We start from the raw sequence: 17,722 nt of genomic DNA, 5'->3' as shown, positions 1-17,722 counted from the left end.
CGTCACTTTTCCCTGAAAAAGATATTTATAGGTGTTCCGGAGAAATTCCAGTTTTCACGCATCCGGTTTTCAATGAATCGCTTGTAGGGCTCCTTGATCCATTGAGGAAGATTGCAGAAAAAGACAAATGTGGGTATCTGCGTATTGGGCAGCTGCGTAATATACTTCACCTTGATGTATTTCCCCTTGTTGGCCGGTGGCGGGGTCCTTTCGATGATCGGCAGCATCACTTCGTTGAGTTTGTGGGTAGGAACTTTCTGCTTCCTGTTCAGATATACCTCTTTTGCGGAATCCATCACTTTCAGTATCCTCTGCCTGGTCAATGCCGAACCGAAGATGATGGGAAAATCGGTGAATGGTGCAAACCGTTCACGAATCACCTTTTCAAAATCCCTGATCAGGTTACTGTCCTTATCCTCTACCAGATCCCACTTGTTGACAAACACCACCAGTCCCTTCCGGTTTTTCTGAATCAGTGAGAAGATATTGAGGTCCTGGCTCTCAATGCCTCGCATGGCATCGACCATGAGAATGCAGACGTCAGCCTCTTCGATGGAGCGGATGGAACGGATTACCGAGAAATATTCCAGGTCTTCCGTTACTTTTCCCCTCTTGCGGATTCCTGCAGTATCGATGAGATAAAAGTCCATTCCGAACTTGTCGTACCGGGTATAGATGGAATCGCGGGTGGTTCCGGCAATATCGGTCACGATATTACGCTCCTCACCTATCAGTGCATTTACAATAGATGATTTTCCGGCGTTGGGGCGACCCACCACGGCAAACTTGGGAATATCCTCCAGCTTATCCTCTTCCCCCTCTTTCTTGAACAACGACAACAGGTGATCCAGCAGATCGCCTGTCCCCGAACCGTTGATGGCTGAGACTGGGAAGGGATCGCCCAATCCGAGTGCGTAAAATTCGGCAGCCTGGTGGCCAAGTTCAAAGTTATCTGCCTTATTGGCGACAACGATGACAGGCTTGCCGGAACGACGCAGCAGGTGAGCCACTCCATTATCCAGGTCGGTAAGCCCGTTCATCACATCCACCACAAACAGGATCACGTCGGCCTCCTCCACGGCAATCTGCACCTGCTTGTTTATCTCATCCTCCATGATATCGTCGGAGTTGACCACCCAACCTCCGGTATCGACCAGCGAAAAATCTTTTCCGCTCCAGTTTACTTTACCGTACAAACGGTCGCGTGTAGTCCCCGACACATCGGTGACAATAGCCTGACGACTTTGGGTCAACCGGTTAAACAATGCCGATTTTCCGACGTTTGGACGTCCAACGATAGCTACTAGGTTTTGCATAATTTACAATATTTCAATCAAGTTTATATCCGAACCTTTTCAGCAGATTGTCCCTGTTCCGCCAATCCTTTTCCACTTTTACAAAGAGTTGCAGAAAGACTCTCTTCTCAAAAAACAGTTCGATATCTTTTCGTGCCAGGGTTCCCAGTCTTTTCAGCGACTCCCCTTTGTGGCCGATCACGATCCCCTTTTGGGTCTCCCGCTCCACCAGGATGGTTGCACGGATACGAATGATGTCCGCCTCCTCCTTGAACTCCTCAACAATTGCCTCAATGGCATAGGGAACCTCCTTCTGGTAAAGCATCAACGCCTTTTCGCGGATGATCTCGTTTACGAAGAACCTGGCAGGCTTATCGGTCAGCGCATCCTTCTCGAAGTAGGGCGGCGACTCGGGCAACAGCTCCAGAATACGCTTCTCCACCCTGTCGATGGAGAAATTGTTCAGTGCCGATATGGGATAGATCTCCGCCTTCGGCAACAACTCTCGCCAAGTATCGACCAGCTGTTCAAGCCCGGCCTGAGAAGTCTGGTCGATCTTGTTGATAAGTAACAAGACCGGCAGGTTCAACCGCTGTACCCTGGAAAGAAATTCATCGTTCTTGTCGATTTTTTCCACCACATCGGTCACATACAGCAACACGTCGGCATCATCAAGCGCAGACAACGAGAAGTTGAGCATCTGCTCCTGAAGCTTGTAGTTGGGTTGAAGCACACCAGGCGTGTCTGAATAGACCACCTGGTATTCTGGCCTGTTTACAATGCCGATGATACGGTGGCGCGTGGTTTGTGATTTGGGTGTTATGATCGATAACTTTTCCCCCACCAGCCGGTTCATCAGCGTGGACTTCCCCACGTTGGGATTTCCCACAATATTTACAAATCCTGATCGATGATTTTGTTGCACAAGCTATACCCTGGAGTTATTGAAATACAAAGATACGAAAAAATTACATCTGACAGAGACAGGCTACCAGGTTTCTATCACCAAAGGCATTATCCACGCGGGCAACATTCACCCAGAACTTGTTTTCCGCAACATAAGGAAGCGGATAGACCGCCTTGCTGCGGGGATAGGCATGCTTCCACTCGTCGGCCACCGCCTCGTATTCGGGGTGCGGGGCGTTGATCAGGACGTTGTCTTCCGCGCTGTACTCACCACGAGACACCTCGATGATCTCGTTGTGGATCTGCTGCATGGCATCCACAAACCGGTCGAGTTCGGCAAGGCTTTCGCTTTCGGTAGGTTCGATCATTAATGTTCCATGAACGGGGAACGAGAGTGTGGGAGCATGAAAACCGTAGTCCATCAGGCGTTTTGCAATATCGGTTTCCGTAATTCCCGATACCGATTTCAGTCCCCTGCACTCCAGGATCAGTTCATGTCCTACCCTTCCGTTTACACCACGGTATACAATCCCGTAAGAGTCGTTCAACCTCTCGGCCAAGTAGTTGGCATTGAGGATTGCCATCTTGGTCGCTTCCGTCAACCCTTCCGCTCCCATCATCCGGATATAACCGTAGGTGATGGCGAGTACGCCAGCACTTCCGTAGGGGGCTGCCGAGACGGTGTTGGTCTCCGATTCGAAGACCACCGGATGTCCGGGCAGGAAAGGTACCAGGTGTTCGGCCACGCAGATGGGGCCCACTCCCGGTCCGCCACCACCGTGGGGGATGGCAAATGTCTTATGCAGGTTCAGGTGGCAAACATCGGCACCGATGGTGCCGGGGTTGGTCACTCCTACCTGGGCGTTCATGTTTGCGCCATCCATATAAACCTGTCCCCCCGCCTCATGAATCATGTCGCACATCTCCCGGATATTCACCTCAAAGATACCGTGAGTGGAAGGATAGGTAATCATGAAGGCGGCAAGGTCGTCGCGGTATGTCTCTACCTTTTTCCGGAAATCGTCCATGTCGACATTCCCTTTGATATCGGTGGCCACGGTTACGGGATTGAATCCTGCCTGGACCGCACTGGCAGGATTGGTTCCATGTGCGGAGGCGGGAATCAGAACTGTCTTGCGATCTCCCTGCCCTATACTTTTCAGGTAACTGGCAATAACCAGCAATCCGGTAAACTCCCCGGCCGCACCCGAATTGGGTTGCAGGCTTGTTGCCGCAAATCCGGTAATCTCGGCCAGCATCGACTCCAGTTCATGGATCATCTCCTGATAACCTGCCACCTGATCTTCGGGGGCAAAAGGGTGGATTTTCTGAAATCCCGGATGGCCCAACGGCAAAAGTTCGGATGCAGCATTCAGTTTCATCGTACACGATCCGAGCGAGATCATGGAGTGAGCCAGTGAGATATCCTTTCTCTCCAGCCGTTTGATGTACCGCATCATCTCCGTTTCGGAATGGTAACTGTTGAAGGTGGGATGCGTCAGGAAACCGGAAGAGCGGAGTTGCTCGCCCTTCAAGGTGACCTTCTCCGGCAGTTCGTCAATCATGAACACCTTGGAACTCCCTGCCGCCATGGCAAAGACGGCCAACAGCTCGTGGACGCGATAAGGATCGGTGGTCTCGTCGATGCTGATTCCGATCTCTCCGGTTTCGAAATAACGAAGATTGATGTTACGCATTTCGGCCAGATCTTTCACGCTGGACTGCGTTATATTTTCAGGAAGCTGCAGTTTCAACGTGTCGAAAAAGCTGCTGTTTAGCTGCCTGAAGCCAAGCTCCTTCAATTCGTCGGCCACCAGCGAGGCGACTGAGTGAATCCGTCTTGCGATCTTCTTCAACCCTTCGGGTCCGTGATAGACGGCGTAGAACGAAGCCATGGTCGCCAGCAATGCTTGTGCGGTACAGATGTTCGAGGTGGCCTTTTCTCGCTTGATATGCTGTTCGCGCGTCTGGAGAGCCATCCTGAGGGCATCTTTTCCGTATGCATCCTTGGATATGCCAATGATTCTTCCCGGCATACTCCGCTTATACTCGTCGCGGGTGGCGAAAAATGCCGCGGATGGACCGCCGTAGAACATCGGGATTCCAAAACGCTGGCTGCTGCCAAATGCAATATCTGCTCCCCATTCACCGGGAGGTACGAGCAGAACGAGAGACATCAGGTCGGCAGCAACTGCCACCTTGCATCCCGAAGCGTGGGCCTTCTCCACAAAGTTCCGGTAATCTTCAACGTTACCGTTGCTGTTGGGATATTGTACGATGGCACCAAAGTAAGCCTTGTCGGCATCGAAACTGTTGTAATCACCCACTTCAATTTCAATTCCCGCCATACCCATCCGTGTGCGCAATACGGCAAGGGTTTGAGGGAAGATATGCTGGTCGACAAAGAGTGTCGAGATGTTGTTCTTTACCTGATCACGGCTACGCAGCCCGTACATCATTGACGCTGCTTCTGCAGCGGCAGTTGCTTCGTCCAGCAGCGAACAGTTGGCCAGCGGCAGCCCGGTCAGTTCGCTCACTACCGTCTGGAAATTCAGCAGCGCCTCGAGTCTTCCCTGCGAAATTTCAGCCTGGTAGGGTGTATAAGAGGTGTACCAGACCGGGTTCTCAAATACGTTTCGGTAAATCACTGCCGGAGTAACCGTATCGTACCATCCCATACCGATGTATGAGGTGAAAATCTTGTTTGTTGATGCAATTCTTCCAATCTCTTCGGCATACTCCATTTCCGATTGAGCCTTGGGTAGCGATAACGGCTTCTTCAAGCGGATATCTGCCGGAATTGTCTGGTCGATCAGCTCGTCCACCGATGAGACACCCAGGGTCTGCAACATAACGTCCAGGTCTTCCGGCCTGATGCCGATATGGCGGGTTTTAAAATGTTCCATTTCCATATATTGTATCTTGTTTTAACGTTTGATATTCACTGTTTAAAAAAACACCAGGGAGCTATCACCTGTAGGTGTAGCCTTTGGTTCCTACAAAAGGGTTGAACTCTCTCTCCTGCCCGATGGTCGTTTTTGGGCCGTGACCCGGGTAGACCTCTGTCTCATCCGGCAAGATAAAAAGTTTGGTACGGATACCTTCGGTCAGTTGTTCAAAACTTCCGCCTAACAGGTCGGTCCGACCGATACTCCCGTTAAAAAGCACATCGCCGACCAGTATCTTTTTTGCTTTTTCATTGTAGAGGACAATGCTTCCAGGCGAGTGGCCGGGCAGGTGCAACACTTTCAATTGTTGATTTCCGAAGGAGACTAGGTCGCCCTCCTCAAGAAAAGAGCCGATCTCAGGCCGATAATCGGTCTCTGTATTAATACCGAACATTTGGAGTTGCAGCGGCAGGTTTTCGAGCAGAACAACATCGGCGCGGTGAGCCTGTAGTTTCAGATCAAAACGGGAGGCTAAAGCATTCACACCGAAGATATGGTCGAAGTGGAGGTGAGTATTAACAAGATGCTTGACAACCAGGTTATTATCCATCAGGAAATCCAGCAACAGATTATATTCCTCAGGAAAGAAACAGGCCGCATCCACGACAACAGACTCACCCGTTTCATCATACAACAGATAGGTGTTAACACCTAACGGGTTAAATTCAAATGTTTTAATCTTCATTGACCGGCAGATATCTTTTTGTGGACCGTTCATAATTCGATGCAAATATACGGCTTTCTTTTCAAATTAAGGTGTAAAAAAGGCTATTCCGCCATCATGAAGATGATGGATGCCGGGAGAGCCAATGCAGAACAATCTTGTTGAGTCTCCCTATATTAAGGAATAACCTGCAGTTCAAGAAAACGGGCTGCCGCGTTCAGGAAATGTGCAGTAATCCAGAAGACGGTCCACCCTTCCGAATAGCCACCCCGCAACTTGTGCACATTACTCATGTCTCCCCGTTGTGCAAAATTGGTCTGCTGGAGTTGTTCCCCCTGCGACCCGTAGATGTCTGTAAGCTGGAAACAGGAGTGGTAGATCACTCTTGCCAATTGCTGCAGCCTCCTGTCATCCAGGTATCGCCCCATCTTGTAAACCTCCGGCGCGAAGAGTACGCCATAGACATCGATATGCTAGTTCTGTGGAGAGACTACGCTCCATCCGGTCGATTTGAAATGATAATCGGCCAGACGGCCTGCCGGCAGAGGGATATCCCACACCACCACATAACTCAGGCAGACATCCATCGCATGCTTTGCCCAGTCGAGATATTTCGCCTCCTTGAACCGCTCATACAGTTCCAGAAAGCCCTGAAACGCTGCCCATGCCCCCTCTTTATCCTCGCAGGTGGCGTCGAGCGTCCCACCCCAGTAACAACCATCCATGGAGAGGTGACGGTTGGCATAGGTAGCGGCAATTTTCTCGGCAGCCAACCGGTACTCGTCCCGGGCAAAGAGTTCGGAGGCTATCGCCAGTGGAGCCATATAGAAACCCTCAGCGGTTGAATGGGGATTCCATGCCGGATCCAATATCCGTTTTGTCTGACCGTCGCATGCTGCCTGCAGGAACCTTTCCCATTTCTCCGTCTTGTATCGTCTGTTCTTTCTGGCGGTTTCAATTGCCTTGGCAAAGTTGCAGAGTGCCTGGCCGCAGGAGACATGATCGCCATCGTAGAACTCTCTTCCATTGAATCCTACCGGAAACATCCCGTTGGCTCTCTCCACAGGAAAGGAGGAGAGAAAATCGAGGGAGCACTGGACTCTCTCAGGTACCTCCTTGTCGTCCAACAGATGATCAAGAACCTGCAGGGCATATCCCGGAGAATCGGCCTGGCCGCACCAGCCCATCACCAGATCTCTTCTCTTTTGAAGTTCGTACATTCCAAACCCTGCAGCGCTATCGCCATGCTCTACCCACCTGCTCAGGGCAAAACGATATTTGCTTTCCAGAATCGTCTTGAAGTCAGTAAACCTCTCGGCATCGTACGGTCGGTGCAGATCGAGCGAAGTGTACACCGGCTGCTGGAAACCGGTTCCCTCACGCTCAATGGGATAGAGTTCGATGTAGTACTCCTTTTCAATGATCTGCCCCGGTTCCAGGCTCAGATAGGTGTCGGCATATCTCTCGGTATACCCCTCACCCGCCTCCACACCGGCCGACCACCATTGATCTGCCAATACGGCGCCCCGCACAGGGCTGGGCGTAAAATGGAGTGCCGCCGCATGACACTCTTCGCGGTTCTCCAGCATCACAAACGGCATCGGGAAACGATGCTCTTCGAAGATGGCAAACTCGCCTGGCTTACTGGTGTAAACTGGGATGATATCGGGATTGACACCTGCTCCATTCTTGTTTCCGTAATAGAGGATCCCAGGCATGAAAAGCGACATCTCTCTTCCTTTCATGCGTAAACGGAGAGAGAGCGTCAGCGGTGAAAGTTCCTTCTCGCCCCTCCACTCGAAACGCCGTATACACCTGATCAAACCCGGTTTGACTTCACGATAGGCGTCTCTCAAGAGAAGCATACCTTCGGGCAACTGCATCTCCCCCTTCAGGATGGTCCATTCGTTGAACACTTCTATCGCGGCGGGGTTTGCATGTACCCATCCGGTCATCCAGTCATTTTTCCACCCCGTAGCTACCGACCACATCCCCTCTTCCGGAGTTGTGATGACAGTACCGTTTTCCAGGAGAAACAGTGGTCTCTTCTCTTCAAATTTCAACTGTGCATGAAGCTGCAGGCCCACGAAGAGGCAGAATACCGCCCCGATCACTCTTTTACTCATCTTGTCACCCATATGAATAATTTCAACAGATCATCTCAATTGATGTAAACGACAAAATTATCGTTTTTTTTCCATGATACCTCCCGCTTTCACCCAACCGGAATTCTATTTTTTATATCTTTGAATAAAAATAACAACTTTATGGGCCTGAAAAATATTTCACCAATCCTCTTTCTTTTTTTGATGATCGGCACCATCCCATTGTGCGGGCAGAAAGCAAAGAGACTTCACGAGATCCATATCCGCGACCCCTATATACTCCCCGACCAGCAGAGTGGATATTATTATATGTACAAGTCCGCATCGGTCGCCAGTGCAGACAAGTTGCTGGGAGGTGTTGAAGCCTACAAGAGCAGGGACCTGATAAACTGGGAAGGTCCGGTACAGGTATTCACCGTACCGGAAGACAACTGGATTACCGGAGCCGTTTGGGCCCCGGAAGTGCACGCCTACAATGGGAAATATTATCTTTTTGCCACACTGAATTCTGACATTGAGTGGAAGAAGGAGCAAAAAGGATGGCCCGAATATCTCTTCAGGGGCACACAGGTTTTTGTTTCGGAAGGGCCCGAGGGACCTTTCCTTCCATTCGGCAAGGTGCCCCATACTCCGATGGACCGCATGGCACTCGATGGCACGCTGTGGGTTGAGGATGGACGTCCCTACATGATCTATTGCCATGAATGGGTGCAGGTAATTGATGGAACCATGGTGCTGGTTGAGCTGGCGCCCGACCTTTCCAAAACTGCAGGGGAGCACCTGACCCTGTTTAACGCCTCGGCCGCTGCCTGGTCCACAGGAAGTCCCCATGAGAGCAACTCCGTAAAATCTTATGTTACTGACGGATGTTTCCTCTATCGCACCATGACAGGCAAACTGTTGATGATCTGGTCCAGTTTCATGAACGGCGAATACGCTATCGGCATTGCAGAGTCGGTTACCGGAAAAGTATCCGGTCCGTGGAGACAGCAGGAAAAGCCACTCTTCACCCAGAACGGGGGGCATGGCATGATATTCCGCACGTTTGATGGCCGTTTGTGCATCGCTTTTCACCGCCCAAATTCTCCAGGAGGAGAGGAACGTGCCAAGTTTTTCGAACTGCGTGATACCGGTGAGACACTGGAACTGATAAGGGAGTTGACGAAGTAGTCTCAAGCCGGAAAAGGAGATACGATATTTTAATTTTAAAAAATGAACCATAAGAAATCTAGATTTATGAGTATGATTACCATTGTAAAAGAGTTCTGTTTTTCATTCAGGAAAAGATTGGCAATAGCAATGCTCCTTTGCTCTTTTGCCACCAGCCAGGCCCAGGTGATGGAGGTTAAAATCCATGCACATCGCGGAGGTGCGAAAGAGTATGAGGAGAATACGCTTGAGGCATTTAAAGAGACCTATAAACGAGGTATCCGCGGATACGAAACCGATATCCGTCTGACTAAAGATGGCCACCTGGTACTTTTACACGACGGCTCGCTACTCCACATGACGGGCATCGATCGGCCCATCGAGGAGTTGACCCTGAAGGAGCTCGGCAAGATCAGGACGAAAAAGGGAAATCCGATCCCGACATTGGACGAGGTCCTTGCTTTTTTCAAGGACAAGGAGGGGGTCTATATCGAGTTCGAGATGAAAACAAATAACCCGATGTATGATGAAGCCACATTATCCAGGTATTGCGACCAGCTTTACGACAAGGTATACGCCGCCAAACCGTCTACCTCCTTATACGTGCTCACCTCATTCGATAAAAGACCGTTGAAATACCTTAAAGAGAACCATCCGGATGCGGAACTGATGTTGATCAAGTCAGAAGAACTGAACGCAAAACTGCTGCAGGAGGCAGATGAACTGGGAATTAAACGGGTTGCCTGCATGATCGACGGAACCACCCGAAAAATGGTCAGGCAGGCCAAGAAGAAGGGTTTCACGGTCTGCCTGTGGCCCGGCACATCTGTTGAAGATTTCCTGCTCGGAGTTGCCTTGGGAGGAGATCACCTCTGTACCGATGTTCCATTGGCAGTATCGGAATGGGTCGCAGCCAACGCTTCGTGGATCAGGATCAAGTAATCATTCCTGGTTCAACGGCTGGTCTTTTTAGGTCCGATAAGAGTCGGGAAAATGCCGACAAATTGGATGATCTGTGGCAAGGATAACTTAAGGGAGATCCGCTACAACACATCACCTGATAATGATTGATTTTTAAATTAAAACCATTTTTGGCCTTTTACTATTTTATATCAAGTTGACAAGAAATCGGTTTTTATTCCGTATCACATGAAAAAATCCCGAATGAACCTTTTTGGTCTATTTGAATTTCGTAGTAGTTGGATACACAATGAAGGTCTTATTTAATCATAATTGTCCAAAATAAAAATATCAGCAAGTACAACCAATCCTGGAGCATAAAAAAAACTACTATCTATCAATACTTTAAAAACAACAACCATCAATATTTACAACTTTATTGGTGAATATCATTGCTATTTTCTAAAATAAAATTTACTTTTGTGGAAACATTTGGTTTTTATTCATTGTCATCTTAATGAATAAAATAAAAGGGAATGCCGTGAAAATCGGCAACAGTTCCCGCTGCTGTAAGCTCTTTTCTTAGGTGCTGAACAACTCCCTATCGCCACTGCTCCCGAAAAACCGGAGTGGGAAGGCATTTCAGCACGAGAGTAAGTCAGAAGACCTGCCAAATGTTAATACTTTTTTTTGATGTCTTTCGGGTAAAAAGACAGTCGAAAATATCAATGGCATTATTCCTATTTTGTCTGGTTGCATGTAATACTGCAAGTTATGCTGTCCTGTTTTGTACAGTCATCGGATCACTCATTAGGAGGGGAAAGCGTATAGTGCTATAAGGTTATACCGGAGATATTCGACCTATCATGTTTATGCCCGTTGGAAGAAAGCTTACAAACATGAAATAATAAAAAAATGGACAACAACGAAATTTTTATTGTAAAAAGAGATGGGAAACATCTCTCCTTCTCAGTCGAGAAAATCAGGAGTGCCATTGCAAAAGCATTTTTATCTGTAGGATCTTTTGCTACCGATGAGGATTTTACCACCCTTCTTTCCCACCTGCGTGTTTTCAACGGCATTAGTGTGGAGGAGATTCAAAATCAAGTGGAAACGGCATTAATGAAGGAAAAGTACTTCACCGTTGCGAAAGCATATATGCTCTATCGACAGAAACATACCGAAACACGCGAGATCCAGAACAGAATGAATTTCCTGATAAACTATTGCAACGCTAGCAATCCAGCTACAGGAAGCAAGTTCGACGCCAACGCCAACGTGGAGAGAAAGAACATCGCTACCCTCATGGGGGAGTTACCCAAAAAAAGTTTTATCGAGCTGAACCGGAAAATGATGACCGACAGGATGAAGGAGATGTACGGTAAAGAGTTCGCTGACAAATATATCAGTTTACTGAACCAACATTTCATTTATAAAAATGATGAGACCAGCCTGGCCAACTACTGTGCCAGTATCACCATGTATCCATGGTTACTGCACGGAACAATTCCTGTCGGCGGCAATTCTACCCCACCCACCAACCTGAAATCATTCTGTGGCGGATTTATCAATATGGTGTTTATCGTCTCTAGCATGCTTAGCGGAGCTTGTGCCACTCCAGAATTCCTGATGTACATGGATTACTTTATCCGGCAGGAATATGGTGATGACTATCGGCAACGTATACAGGAAATGGTGGATCTCTCTAAGCGCCGGCGTACGTTAGACAAGGTGATAACCGACTGTTTCGAGCAGATCGTCTACTCCATCAATCAACCTACGGGAGCACGTAACTTTCAGGCAGTGTTCTGGAATATCTCCTATTATGATAGATATTACTTTGAAAGCCTGTTTGGAGAGTTCCGGTTTCCCGACGGATCACGGCCCGTATGGGAATCACTAAACTGGCTGCAGAAAAGATTTATGAAATGGTTTAACCAGGAACGCACCAAAGTCGTGCTCACATTCCCCGTTGAAACCATGGCGTTACTGACCAGGGATGGCGACACTATCGATAGCGAGTATGGTGATTTCACCGCCGAAATGTATGCAGAAGGACACTCTTTCTTTACCTATATGAGTGACAATGCCGACTCGCTTTCCAGCTGCTGCCGACTGCGCAACGAGATACAGGACAACGGGTTCAGCTACACCCTGGGGGCGGGCGGGGTATCTACCGGATCCAAAAGCGTACTCACCATCAATCTGAACCGTTGCATCCAGTTTGCACAACGTTCTGGACAATCTCACACCAGTTTCCTTGAAGAGGTGGTGGATCTTGCACATAAGGCGCAAATTGCCTACAACGAGAATCTGAAGATGTTCCATCAAAAAGGAATGCTTCCCTTATTTGATGCGGGATACATCAACATGAGCCGTCAATACCTGACCATTGGCGTAAACGGATTGGTGGAAGCAGCCGAATCACTGGGCATAAAAATCAACCACAACCCTCAATACATATCCTTCGTTCAGGAGATACTAGGTATTATCGAACAGTATAACAGAAAATACCGGTCGAAAGAATTGATGTTCAATTGTGAGATGATTCCTGCGGAAAATGTGGGGGTAAAACATGCCAGATGGGATCGGGAGGAGGGTTATTTCGTCCCACGTGATTGTTACAACAGCTACTTTTATCGGGTAGAGGATTCCTCATTGAACGTGATCGACAAATTCCGGCTGCACGGACGGGACTACATTGAACATTTGACCGGGGGATCAGCACTCCATTTGAACCTGGAGGAGCATCTCTCAAAGATCCAATACCGGCAGTTGTTGCGTGTGGCAGCCCAAGAAGGCTGCAACTACTTTACCTTCAACATTCCCAATACTGTATGCAATGCCTGCGGTACGATCGACAAGCGCTTTCTTAAGAAATGTCCCCGGTGCGGGTCTCGAGATGTGGACTACCTTACACGCATTATCGGTTACATGAAACGGGTGAGCAACTTTTCTGAAGCCCGACAGGCGGAGGCAAGCAGGAGATATTATGCGAGGGTTAAAGATAGAGTTGGATTATAAATACTTAAATCTGAAAAGCAGCTATGTTGAAGTACACAGATTATACTATCGTCTTTCAGGAAGTTCCTGACGAAGTGTCGCTGGCAATCAACCTGTCGGGTTGTCCATATCGCTGCAAAGGGTGTCACAGTCCCCATTTACAGCAAGAGACCGGGGAAGAGTTGAGCGAGAGAGTCCTTTCCGGACTGTTGCAAAGCTACGCGCACGCCATCACTTGCGTCTGTTTTATGGGAGGTGACGCCCAAGTTGAAGCGGTATGCCGGCTGGCAACCTATGTTCGTACAGAATGGGAAGGGAGACTCAGAACAGCCTGGTATTCGGGAAACGATATCATTGATCCTGCAGCAGCCGGGTGCTTTGATTATGTGAAAACTGGACCTTTTCTGGAGGCGTTGGGCGGATTAGACCGAAGAACGACCAACCAACGATTATACAGGTTCACAGCTGACGGTTTTAAGGATATTACCTTCAAGATGCAGCGATAAACAATGGAAACAGTAGACCTGGAGGTATATGGGCCGAGGCATATTCTCCATCATCCATCACAACTGAAGCAAATCCACCAAAAGAGTATATCACCACCTGGCTCAAGCCATCAATTCTGCGGTATATTGTTGATGCACTGATAAAACCCTGCCACCTTTTCTTTCTCTGTTGTAATGATTAAACGATCTTCAACATCAGGTTCGGGACCGACACTTTCTCCTGTCTCCTCTGATTCTTGCTTCTGTTTACTGATTGCAGTTTTGAAACAATCTAAACCTGTTAAGGTTGATAAGATCATCGCCAAAGCAGCAGCGGGCCCTCTTGAAGATCAACAAATGCCGGATAGTGATATATTCAGTGATAACACCACTCCTTTTTATTACAGTCCCTGATAGCGCCTTTCCATGTCATAAACTTCAAATATTCCTCTATTTTGAGATATAAGCCCAAACCCAATAATCAGACGGCTCGTAATAGATCTTCTTGTATGTGACTACTGTTATGTCGCAATATTCAAGGATAAGTCTTCAGTAACTATTTCTGCACAATTTGAGCTTTTTTGGGGTAGGGTCCAAAAAAAAGGATTTCGGAATATTGCCGAAATCCTTTTCTACAACTGTGTCGGAGGTGTGGAGAATACCGGACTCGAACCGGTCACCTTTTGACTGCCAGTCAAACGCTCTAGCCAGATGAGCTAATCCCCCGTACTTTTGTTTTGGTTTGCAAAGATAGGGATTTTATTTAATTTTGCAATGATATTTGAGTAGTAAATTTACTGAAAAGTGCAAAATGATCATCTACAACACCACCTTTAGCGTGCCGAAAAAATTGCAGGAAGCATTTATCGATTTTATCCGCGACGAATATATTCCCCTCTCCATTCAAAACAATCTTCTGGTCGAGCCCAGGCTCACCCGCGTTTTTTCCATGGATGAGAATGGCGACACCTCCTATGCGCTAGAATTCAAAGTTTTCACAATTGAAGCGCTGGAACAATGGAACAGCACCACCGGAAAGGAGCTCCGGCTCCTGATCTCCAGCAAGTTCGGACAAGAGATACAAGGATTTGCGACACTGTTACATACTGTCGAGTTATGACAAGCAACGCACCGACAAAGGAACGTATCATTCTGGGCATCGACCCGGGAACACAGGTGATGGGGTACGGGATTATCAGGATCGCAGGAAACAGGCCGGCACTCGAAGCAATGGGGGTTATCAAGCTTGACAAGTTCGAGAACCACTACATACGCCTGGCACGGATCTATTCACGTATTACCGGACTGCTTGAAGAGTACCTGCCCGACGAGATGGCCATCGAGGCTCCCTTCTTCGGGAAAAACGTGCAGAGCATGCTCAAGCTCGGTCGCGCTCAGGGGGTAGCCATGGCTGCCGCCATTGCAAAGGATGTTCCCATTTTCGAGTACGCTCCGCTAAAGATCAAGATGGCCATTACGGGGAACGGGCAGGCAGCCAAGGAGCAGGTGGCCTACATGCTACAGAAGATTCTGCATATTCCTGACGCGAATATGCTACCCCAGCTGGATGCTACGGACGGACTGGCTGCAGCGATGTGCCACTATTATCAATCCTCCGGAACACAATCCGACGGGCCCAGATACAAGAGCTGGAAAGAGTATGTCGAACAGAACAGGACAAAAATACGAAAGTGATGGAGTAGTAAATAAAAATGGGAATAAACCGGTATCGTTTTTTTTTTAAATCATGATCATTTTTTTATCTTTGCGATATGAAACAGCTGATTTCACATATAGAATTCCTCCTGCATACGCACAATTGCGTGATTGTTCCTTCATTGGGAGGATTTGTCGTGAATACAACACCAGCCCGCAGAGATGGAATTTCTGCCTTCACCCCGCCGGAATCCGAACTGGTGTTTAACCGCGAGCTCTCCCACAACGACGGACTATTGGTGGAGTCATACATGCGAACCGACAATATCTCATTCGAGAACGCCACGAAGAAGATAAACGATGCCGTCCGGCAAATCATGAATCAGCTGAGAACGGAAAGGTTTGTCGATCTGGGCGATCTGGGAAGTTTCCGGATGGTAGACGATCTCAGATTTGTATATCAGTCCAATCCTTTTGTCCGGCCTGAATACTTTGGACTTTCCCGTGCTTCCTTGCAACCCATTATCCAGTTACAAACGGCAGACCGCAGGAACAGTGAGGATGGCAGCAGGAAGTCGGTGGTGAGGAAAACAGGCATCGTCGCGGCTGTTGCAGCTGTAGTTACAGCCATCATGCTTCTCTTCCCGGTTCAGGACAGTCCGCTTCGGCACCAGACAGCCCAGCTCATCGCCATCTCTTCACCTTCTCTTCATCTCACCAAGGAAGTAAAGGCGTCTAAGGAGGTCACCACATCCAACAAAAGTGAGGAGGTTGGCAGAGAGAGTGTTGCGGTTGCTGCTCAACAGGAAGAGAGACGGCTGGATGAGAGAATATCCGTACCCGAAGGACCCAGGTTCTATATCGTAACGGGGGTCTATGAAGTTCCCGAGATCGCAGACAACATGATCAACCTGCTCAAATCGGAAGGCTATTCAGATGCCTCGTTTTTCAAACGGCCCAATCGTACCACCGTTTATGCCGCCTCATTTTCCACCCGCGAGGAGGCAGATCAACACCTGAAACAGCTCAAACAAAATTTTCCGAATCACCAGGACGCGTGGATATTGAAAAAGTGATCACCAATGGTGATCACTCTTGAATGTAGATTCCATCCCTGGGCAACAATCTTTTCAAATTGGCCACATTGTATACTGTAACTGCTTGTGTTACGGAGGTGTACTCCATATATTCGGGGATACTCATGTTGTAGAGATCGCGGTTTGTATGCCAGATCTCCCTATAGTTGAAGTTGTAACCCAACGGATCGGTATTGTCGAAGGCAATTGTTGGAACACCGTTTCTGGCAAAATAGGCGTGATCGCTTCCGTAGGCGTTGGCCGGTACAGGACGGGGAGGTTCCTTGCTTTTCACAACCTTAAAGGGGATCTGCGGACAATAATCGGCCAATCCTTCGGTACATTTCACAATATCGTCATACATGTTTTCTGGCACGGTAAGTCCCGATGCCGCAGTAGGACCTCCGTCGCGGTTAAAGTAATTGGAGATCCTTGGCAACTTGTCAAGGTTATTCTCCACCCAGAATTTTGAACCCAACAGTCCAAACTCTTCACCGGCCCAGAAGCAGAACAGTATCGTCCTGTCGGGACGATTTCCACCGGCTGCCATGATCATCCGGGCCATCTCCAGGTTGGGAGCCACACCGGTACCGCAATCTACCGCACCGGTAGAGACGTCATAGGAGTCGAGATGACAACCGCTCATCACATATTCATCCGGATATTTCGTCCCCCTGATCTTGCCTATCACATTATGGTACTTCACCGGTCCCGGCCTGAAATGGTTGCGGATATCAAACTCCAGCAAGATATATTCTCTTCTCTCAACTTTCTTGCGGATCAGGTCGTACTGGTCTTCATTCAGTTTGATGTCGGGAACGGCAGGCAGGTTATCAAACGACAGCTTATAGAGATTTTTCCGGTCGTACATGGCCACCAGTGGAACCGGGGCTGACTGGATTATCCCGAGAATTCCTGCCTCTACCATCTCTTTATAGAAGAGAGCCGGCTCCTCAACCCGTTCAGAACTGCTCTTCGCCGCCTCGTTACGGGCAATGATGACACTTCGCAACGAATCGCCGCTTTCAGAGTGATCGATCGGAAAACCTGTACTTTTTCCTTCAATCAGCACCCAGGCACCTTTCAGTTTTCCTTTCATCCGTTCAAACTCTTGCCGGGTCTTGGGTTCGATAACCACATGTCCGCGCTGAACGCCCTTGGTTCCTGTCGTATAGCTGGGAGTGACAAAGTCGAGCGACATGGATGTTTCAGCGTACATCTTCCCGAACCAGGGTCCGCGGTTAAATCCCACGGGCAGTTCTCCAACCTCCTGGATCTCAACCTCCAGCCCCCACTCCTTCAGCTTGCTGGCCACCCAATATGTGGCATTCTCGTATGCATCCGAGCCAATGGGTCGTCCACCGATGCGATTGGTTAGAACATCCAGGTGCAGCATGGTCTGGTTATCTGTTTTACCGATCTCCATGATCTTTTTACTCACCTTGTTTTGAGCAACTGCCGGTAAAGATGCTGCCAGCAGAATGAAGAAAAAGAGTTTTCTGATACTGTTCATTCGAAATCTGTTTTTGAGTCCG

General features: G+C 48.6%; 14 protein-coding genes, 1 tRNA gene and 1 riboswitch. Of the genes, 7 read left to right on the top strand and 8 right to left on the bottom strand.

Annotated elements, in window-relative coordinates; genetic code table 11:
* Window positions 1-2: 2 nt before the first annotated feature.
* The 6 genes from der to ING2E5A_RS07465 all read right to left on the bottom strand — a co-directional run bounded on the left by der (window position 3) and on the right by ING2E5A_RS07465 (window position 7,939).
* Window positions 3-1,316, bottom strand: coding sequence for a ribosome biogenesis GTPase Der (gene der, locus ING2E5A_RS07490; protein WP_071136874.1), 1,314 nt, complete (start codon window positions 1,314-1,316; stop codon window positions 3-5).
* 13 nt (window positions 1,317-1,329) lie between these two features.
* Window positions 1,330-2,220 carry a GTPase Era gene (gene era / locus ING2E5A_RS07485; protein WP_071136873.1) on the bottom strand — a complete coding sequence of 297 codons (891 nt, stop codon included), beginning with the start codon at window positions 2,218-2,220 and terminating at the stop codon, window positions 1,330-1,332.
* Between the two features lie 43 nt (window positions 2,221-2,263).
* Window positions 2,264-5,113, bottom strand: a complete 2,850-nt coding sequence (gene gcvP, locus ING2E5A_RS07480) for an aminomethyl-transferring glycine dehydrogenase (RefSeq protein WP_071136872.1) — start codon at window positions 5,111-5,113, stop codon at window positions 2,264-2,266.
* Between the two features lie 58 nt (window positions 5,114-5,171).
* The gene (locus ING2E5A_RS07475) at window positions 5,172-5,834 is read right to left on the bottom strand and encodes an MBL fold metallo-hydrolase (RefSeq protein WP_071138260.1); all 663 of its coding nucleotides are present in this window, start codon (window positions 5,832-5,834) and stop codon (window positions 5,172-5,174) included.
* Between the two features lie 155 nt (window positions 5,835-5,989).
* Complete coding sequence (locus ING2E5A_RS07470; protein ID WP_071136871.1) at window positions 5,990-6,241, bottom strand: hypothetical protein; 252 nt, start codon at window positions 6,239-6,241, stop codon at window positions 5,990-5,992.
* 45 nt (window positions 6,242-6,286) lie between these two features.
* Window positions 6,287-7,939 (bottom strand): hypothetical protein, encoded by a 1,653-nt coding sequence (locus tag ING2E5A_RS07465; protein ID WP_154670057.1) that lies wholly within the window; start codon window positions 7,937-7,939, stop codon window positions 6,287-6,289.
* Between the two features lie 141 nt (window positions 7,940-8,080).
* On the opposite strand from ING2E5A_RS07465, the gene ING2E5A_RS07460 reads away from it, so the two are divergent.
* From ING2E5A_RS07460 to nrdG, 4 genes are all read left to right on the top strand, one after another.
* Window positions 8,081-9,088, top strand: coding sequence for a glycoside hydrolase family 43 protein (locus ING2E5A_RS07460; RefSeq protein WP_083373245.1), 1,008 nt, complete (start codon window positions 8,081-8,083; stop codon window positions 9,086-9,088).
* A 66-nt stretch (window positions 9,089-9,154) separates the two neighbouring features.
* The gene (locus ING2E5A_RS07455) at window positions 9,155-10,009 is read left to right on the top strand and encodes a glycerophosphodiester phosphodiesterase (protein ID WP_231960355.1); all 855 of its coding nucleotides are present in this window, start codon (window positions 9,155-9,157) and stop codon (window positions 10,007-10,009) included.
* A 434-nt stretch (window positions 10,010-10,443) separates the two neighbouring features.
* A riboswitch (cobalamin riboswitch) is annotated at window positions 10,444-10,656 on the top strand.
* A gap of 226 nt (window positions 10,657-10,882) precedes the next feature.
* Window positions 10,883-12,991, top strand: coding sequence for an anaerobic ribonucleoside-triphosphate reductase (nrdD, locus tag ING2E5A_RS07450; RefSeq protein WP_071136869.1), 2,109 nt, complete (start codon window positions 10,883-10,885; stop codon window positions 12,989-12,991).
* A 23-nt stretch (window positions 12,992-13,014) separates the two neighbouring features.
* A complete protein-coding gene (gene nrdG / locus ING2E5A_RS07445) occupies window positions 13,015-13,476 on the top strand; it encodes an anaerobic ribonucleoside-triphosphate reductase activating protein (RefSeq protein ID WP_071136868.1) in 462 nt (153 codons plus the stop codon).
* A 631-nt stretch (window positions 13,477-14,107) separates the two neighbouring features.
* Here the strand turns inward: nrdG and ING2E5A_RS07435 are convergent.
* Window positions 14,108-14,181 (bottom strand) — tRNA-Ala (locus tag ING2E5A_RS07435).
* 85 nt (window positions 14,182-14,266) lie between these two features.
* On the opposite strand from ING2E5A_RS07435, the gene ING2E5A_RS07430 reads away from it, so the two are divergent.
* The 3 genes from ING2E5A_RS07430 to ING2E5A_RS07420 all read left to right on the top strand — a co-directional run bounded on the left by ING2E5A_RS07430 (window position 14,267) and on the right by ING2E5A_RS07420 (window position 16,187).
* Entirely contained in the window at window positions 14,267-14,575 is a 309-nt protein-coding gene (locus ING2E5A_RS07430) for a DUF4286 family protein (RefSeq protein WP_071136866.1), read from the top strand.
* A complete protein-coding gene (ruvC, locus tag ING2E5A_RS07425) occupies window positions 14,572-15,150 on the top strand; it encodes a crossover junction endodeoxyribonuclease RuvC (protein WP_071136865.1) in 579 nt (192 codons plus the stop codon). Before ING2E5A_RS07430 ends, ruvC begins: the two co-directional genes overlap by 4 nt.
* 77 nt (window positions 15,151-15,227) lie before the next feature.
* Window positions 15,228-16,187 (top strand): HU domain-containing protein, encoded by a 960-nt coding sequence (locus tag ING2E5A_RS07420; protein WP_071136864.1) that lies wholly within the window; start codon window positions 15,228-15,230, stop codon window positions 16,185-16,187.
* Window positions 16,188-16,200: 13 nt separating this feature from the next.
* On the opposite strand, the gene ING2E5A_RS07415 is transcribed toward ING2E5A_RS07420, so the two are convergent.
* Window positions 16,201-17,700 (bottom strand): M28 family metallopeptidase, encoded by a 1,500-nt coding sequence (locus ING2E5A_RS07415; protein ID WP_071138257.1) that lies wholly within the window; start codon window positions 17,698-17,700, stop codon window positions 16,201-16,203.
* Window positions 17,701-17,722 lie beyond the last annotated feature (22 nt).

It is taken from the genome of Petrimonas mucosa, from assembly GCF_900095795.1.
GTDB lineage: Bacteria > Bacteroidota > Bacteroidia > Bacteroidales > Dysgonomonadaceae > Petrimonas > Petrimonas mucosa.
This window is presented reverse-complemented; position numbering and strand designations above follow the sequence as displayed.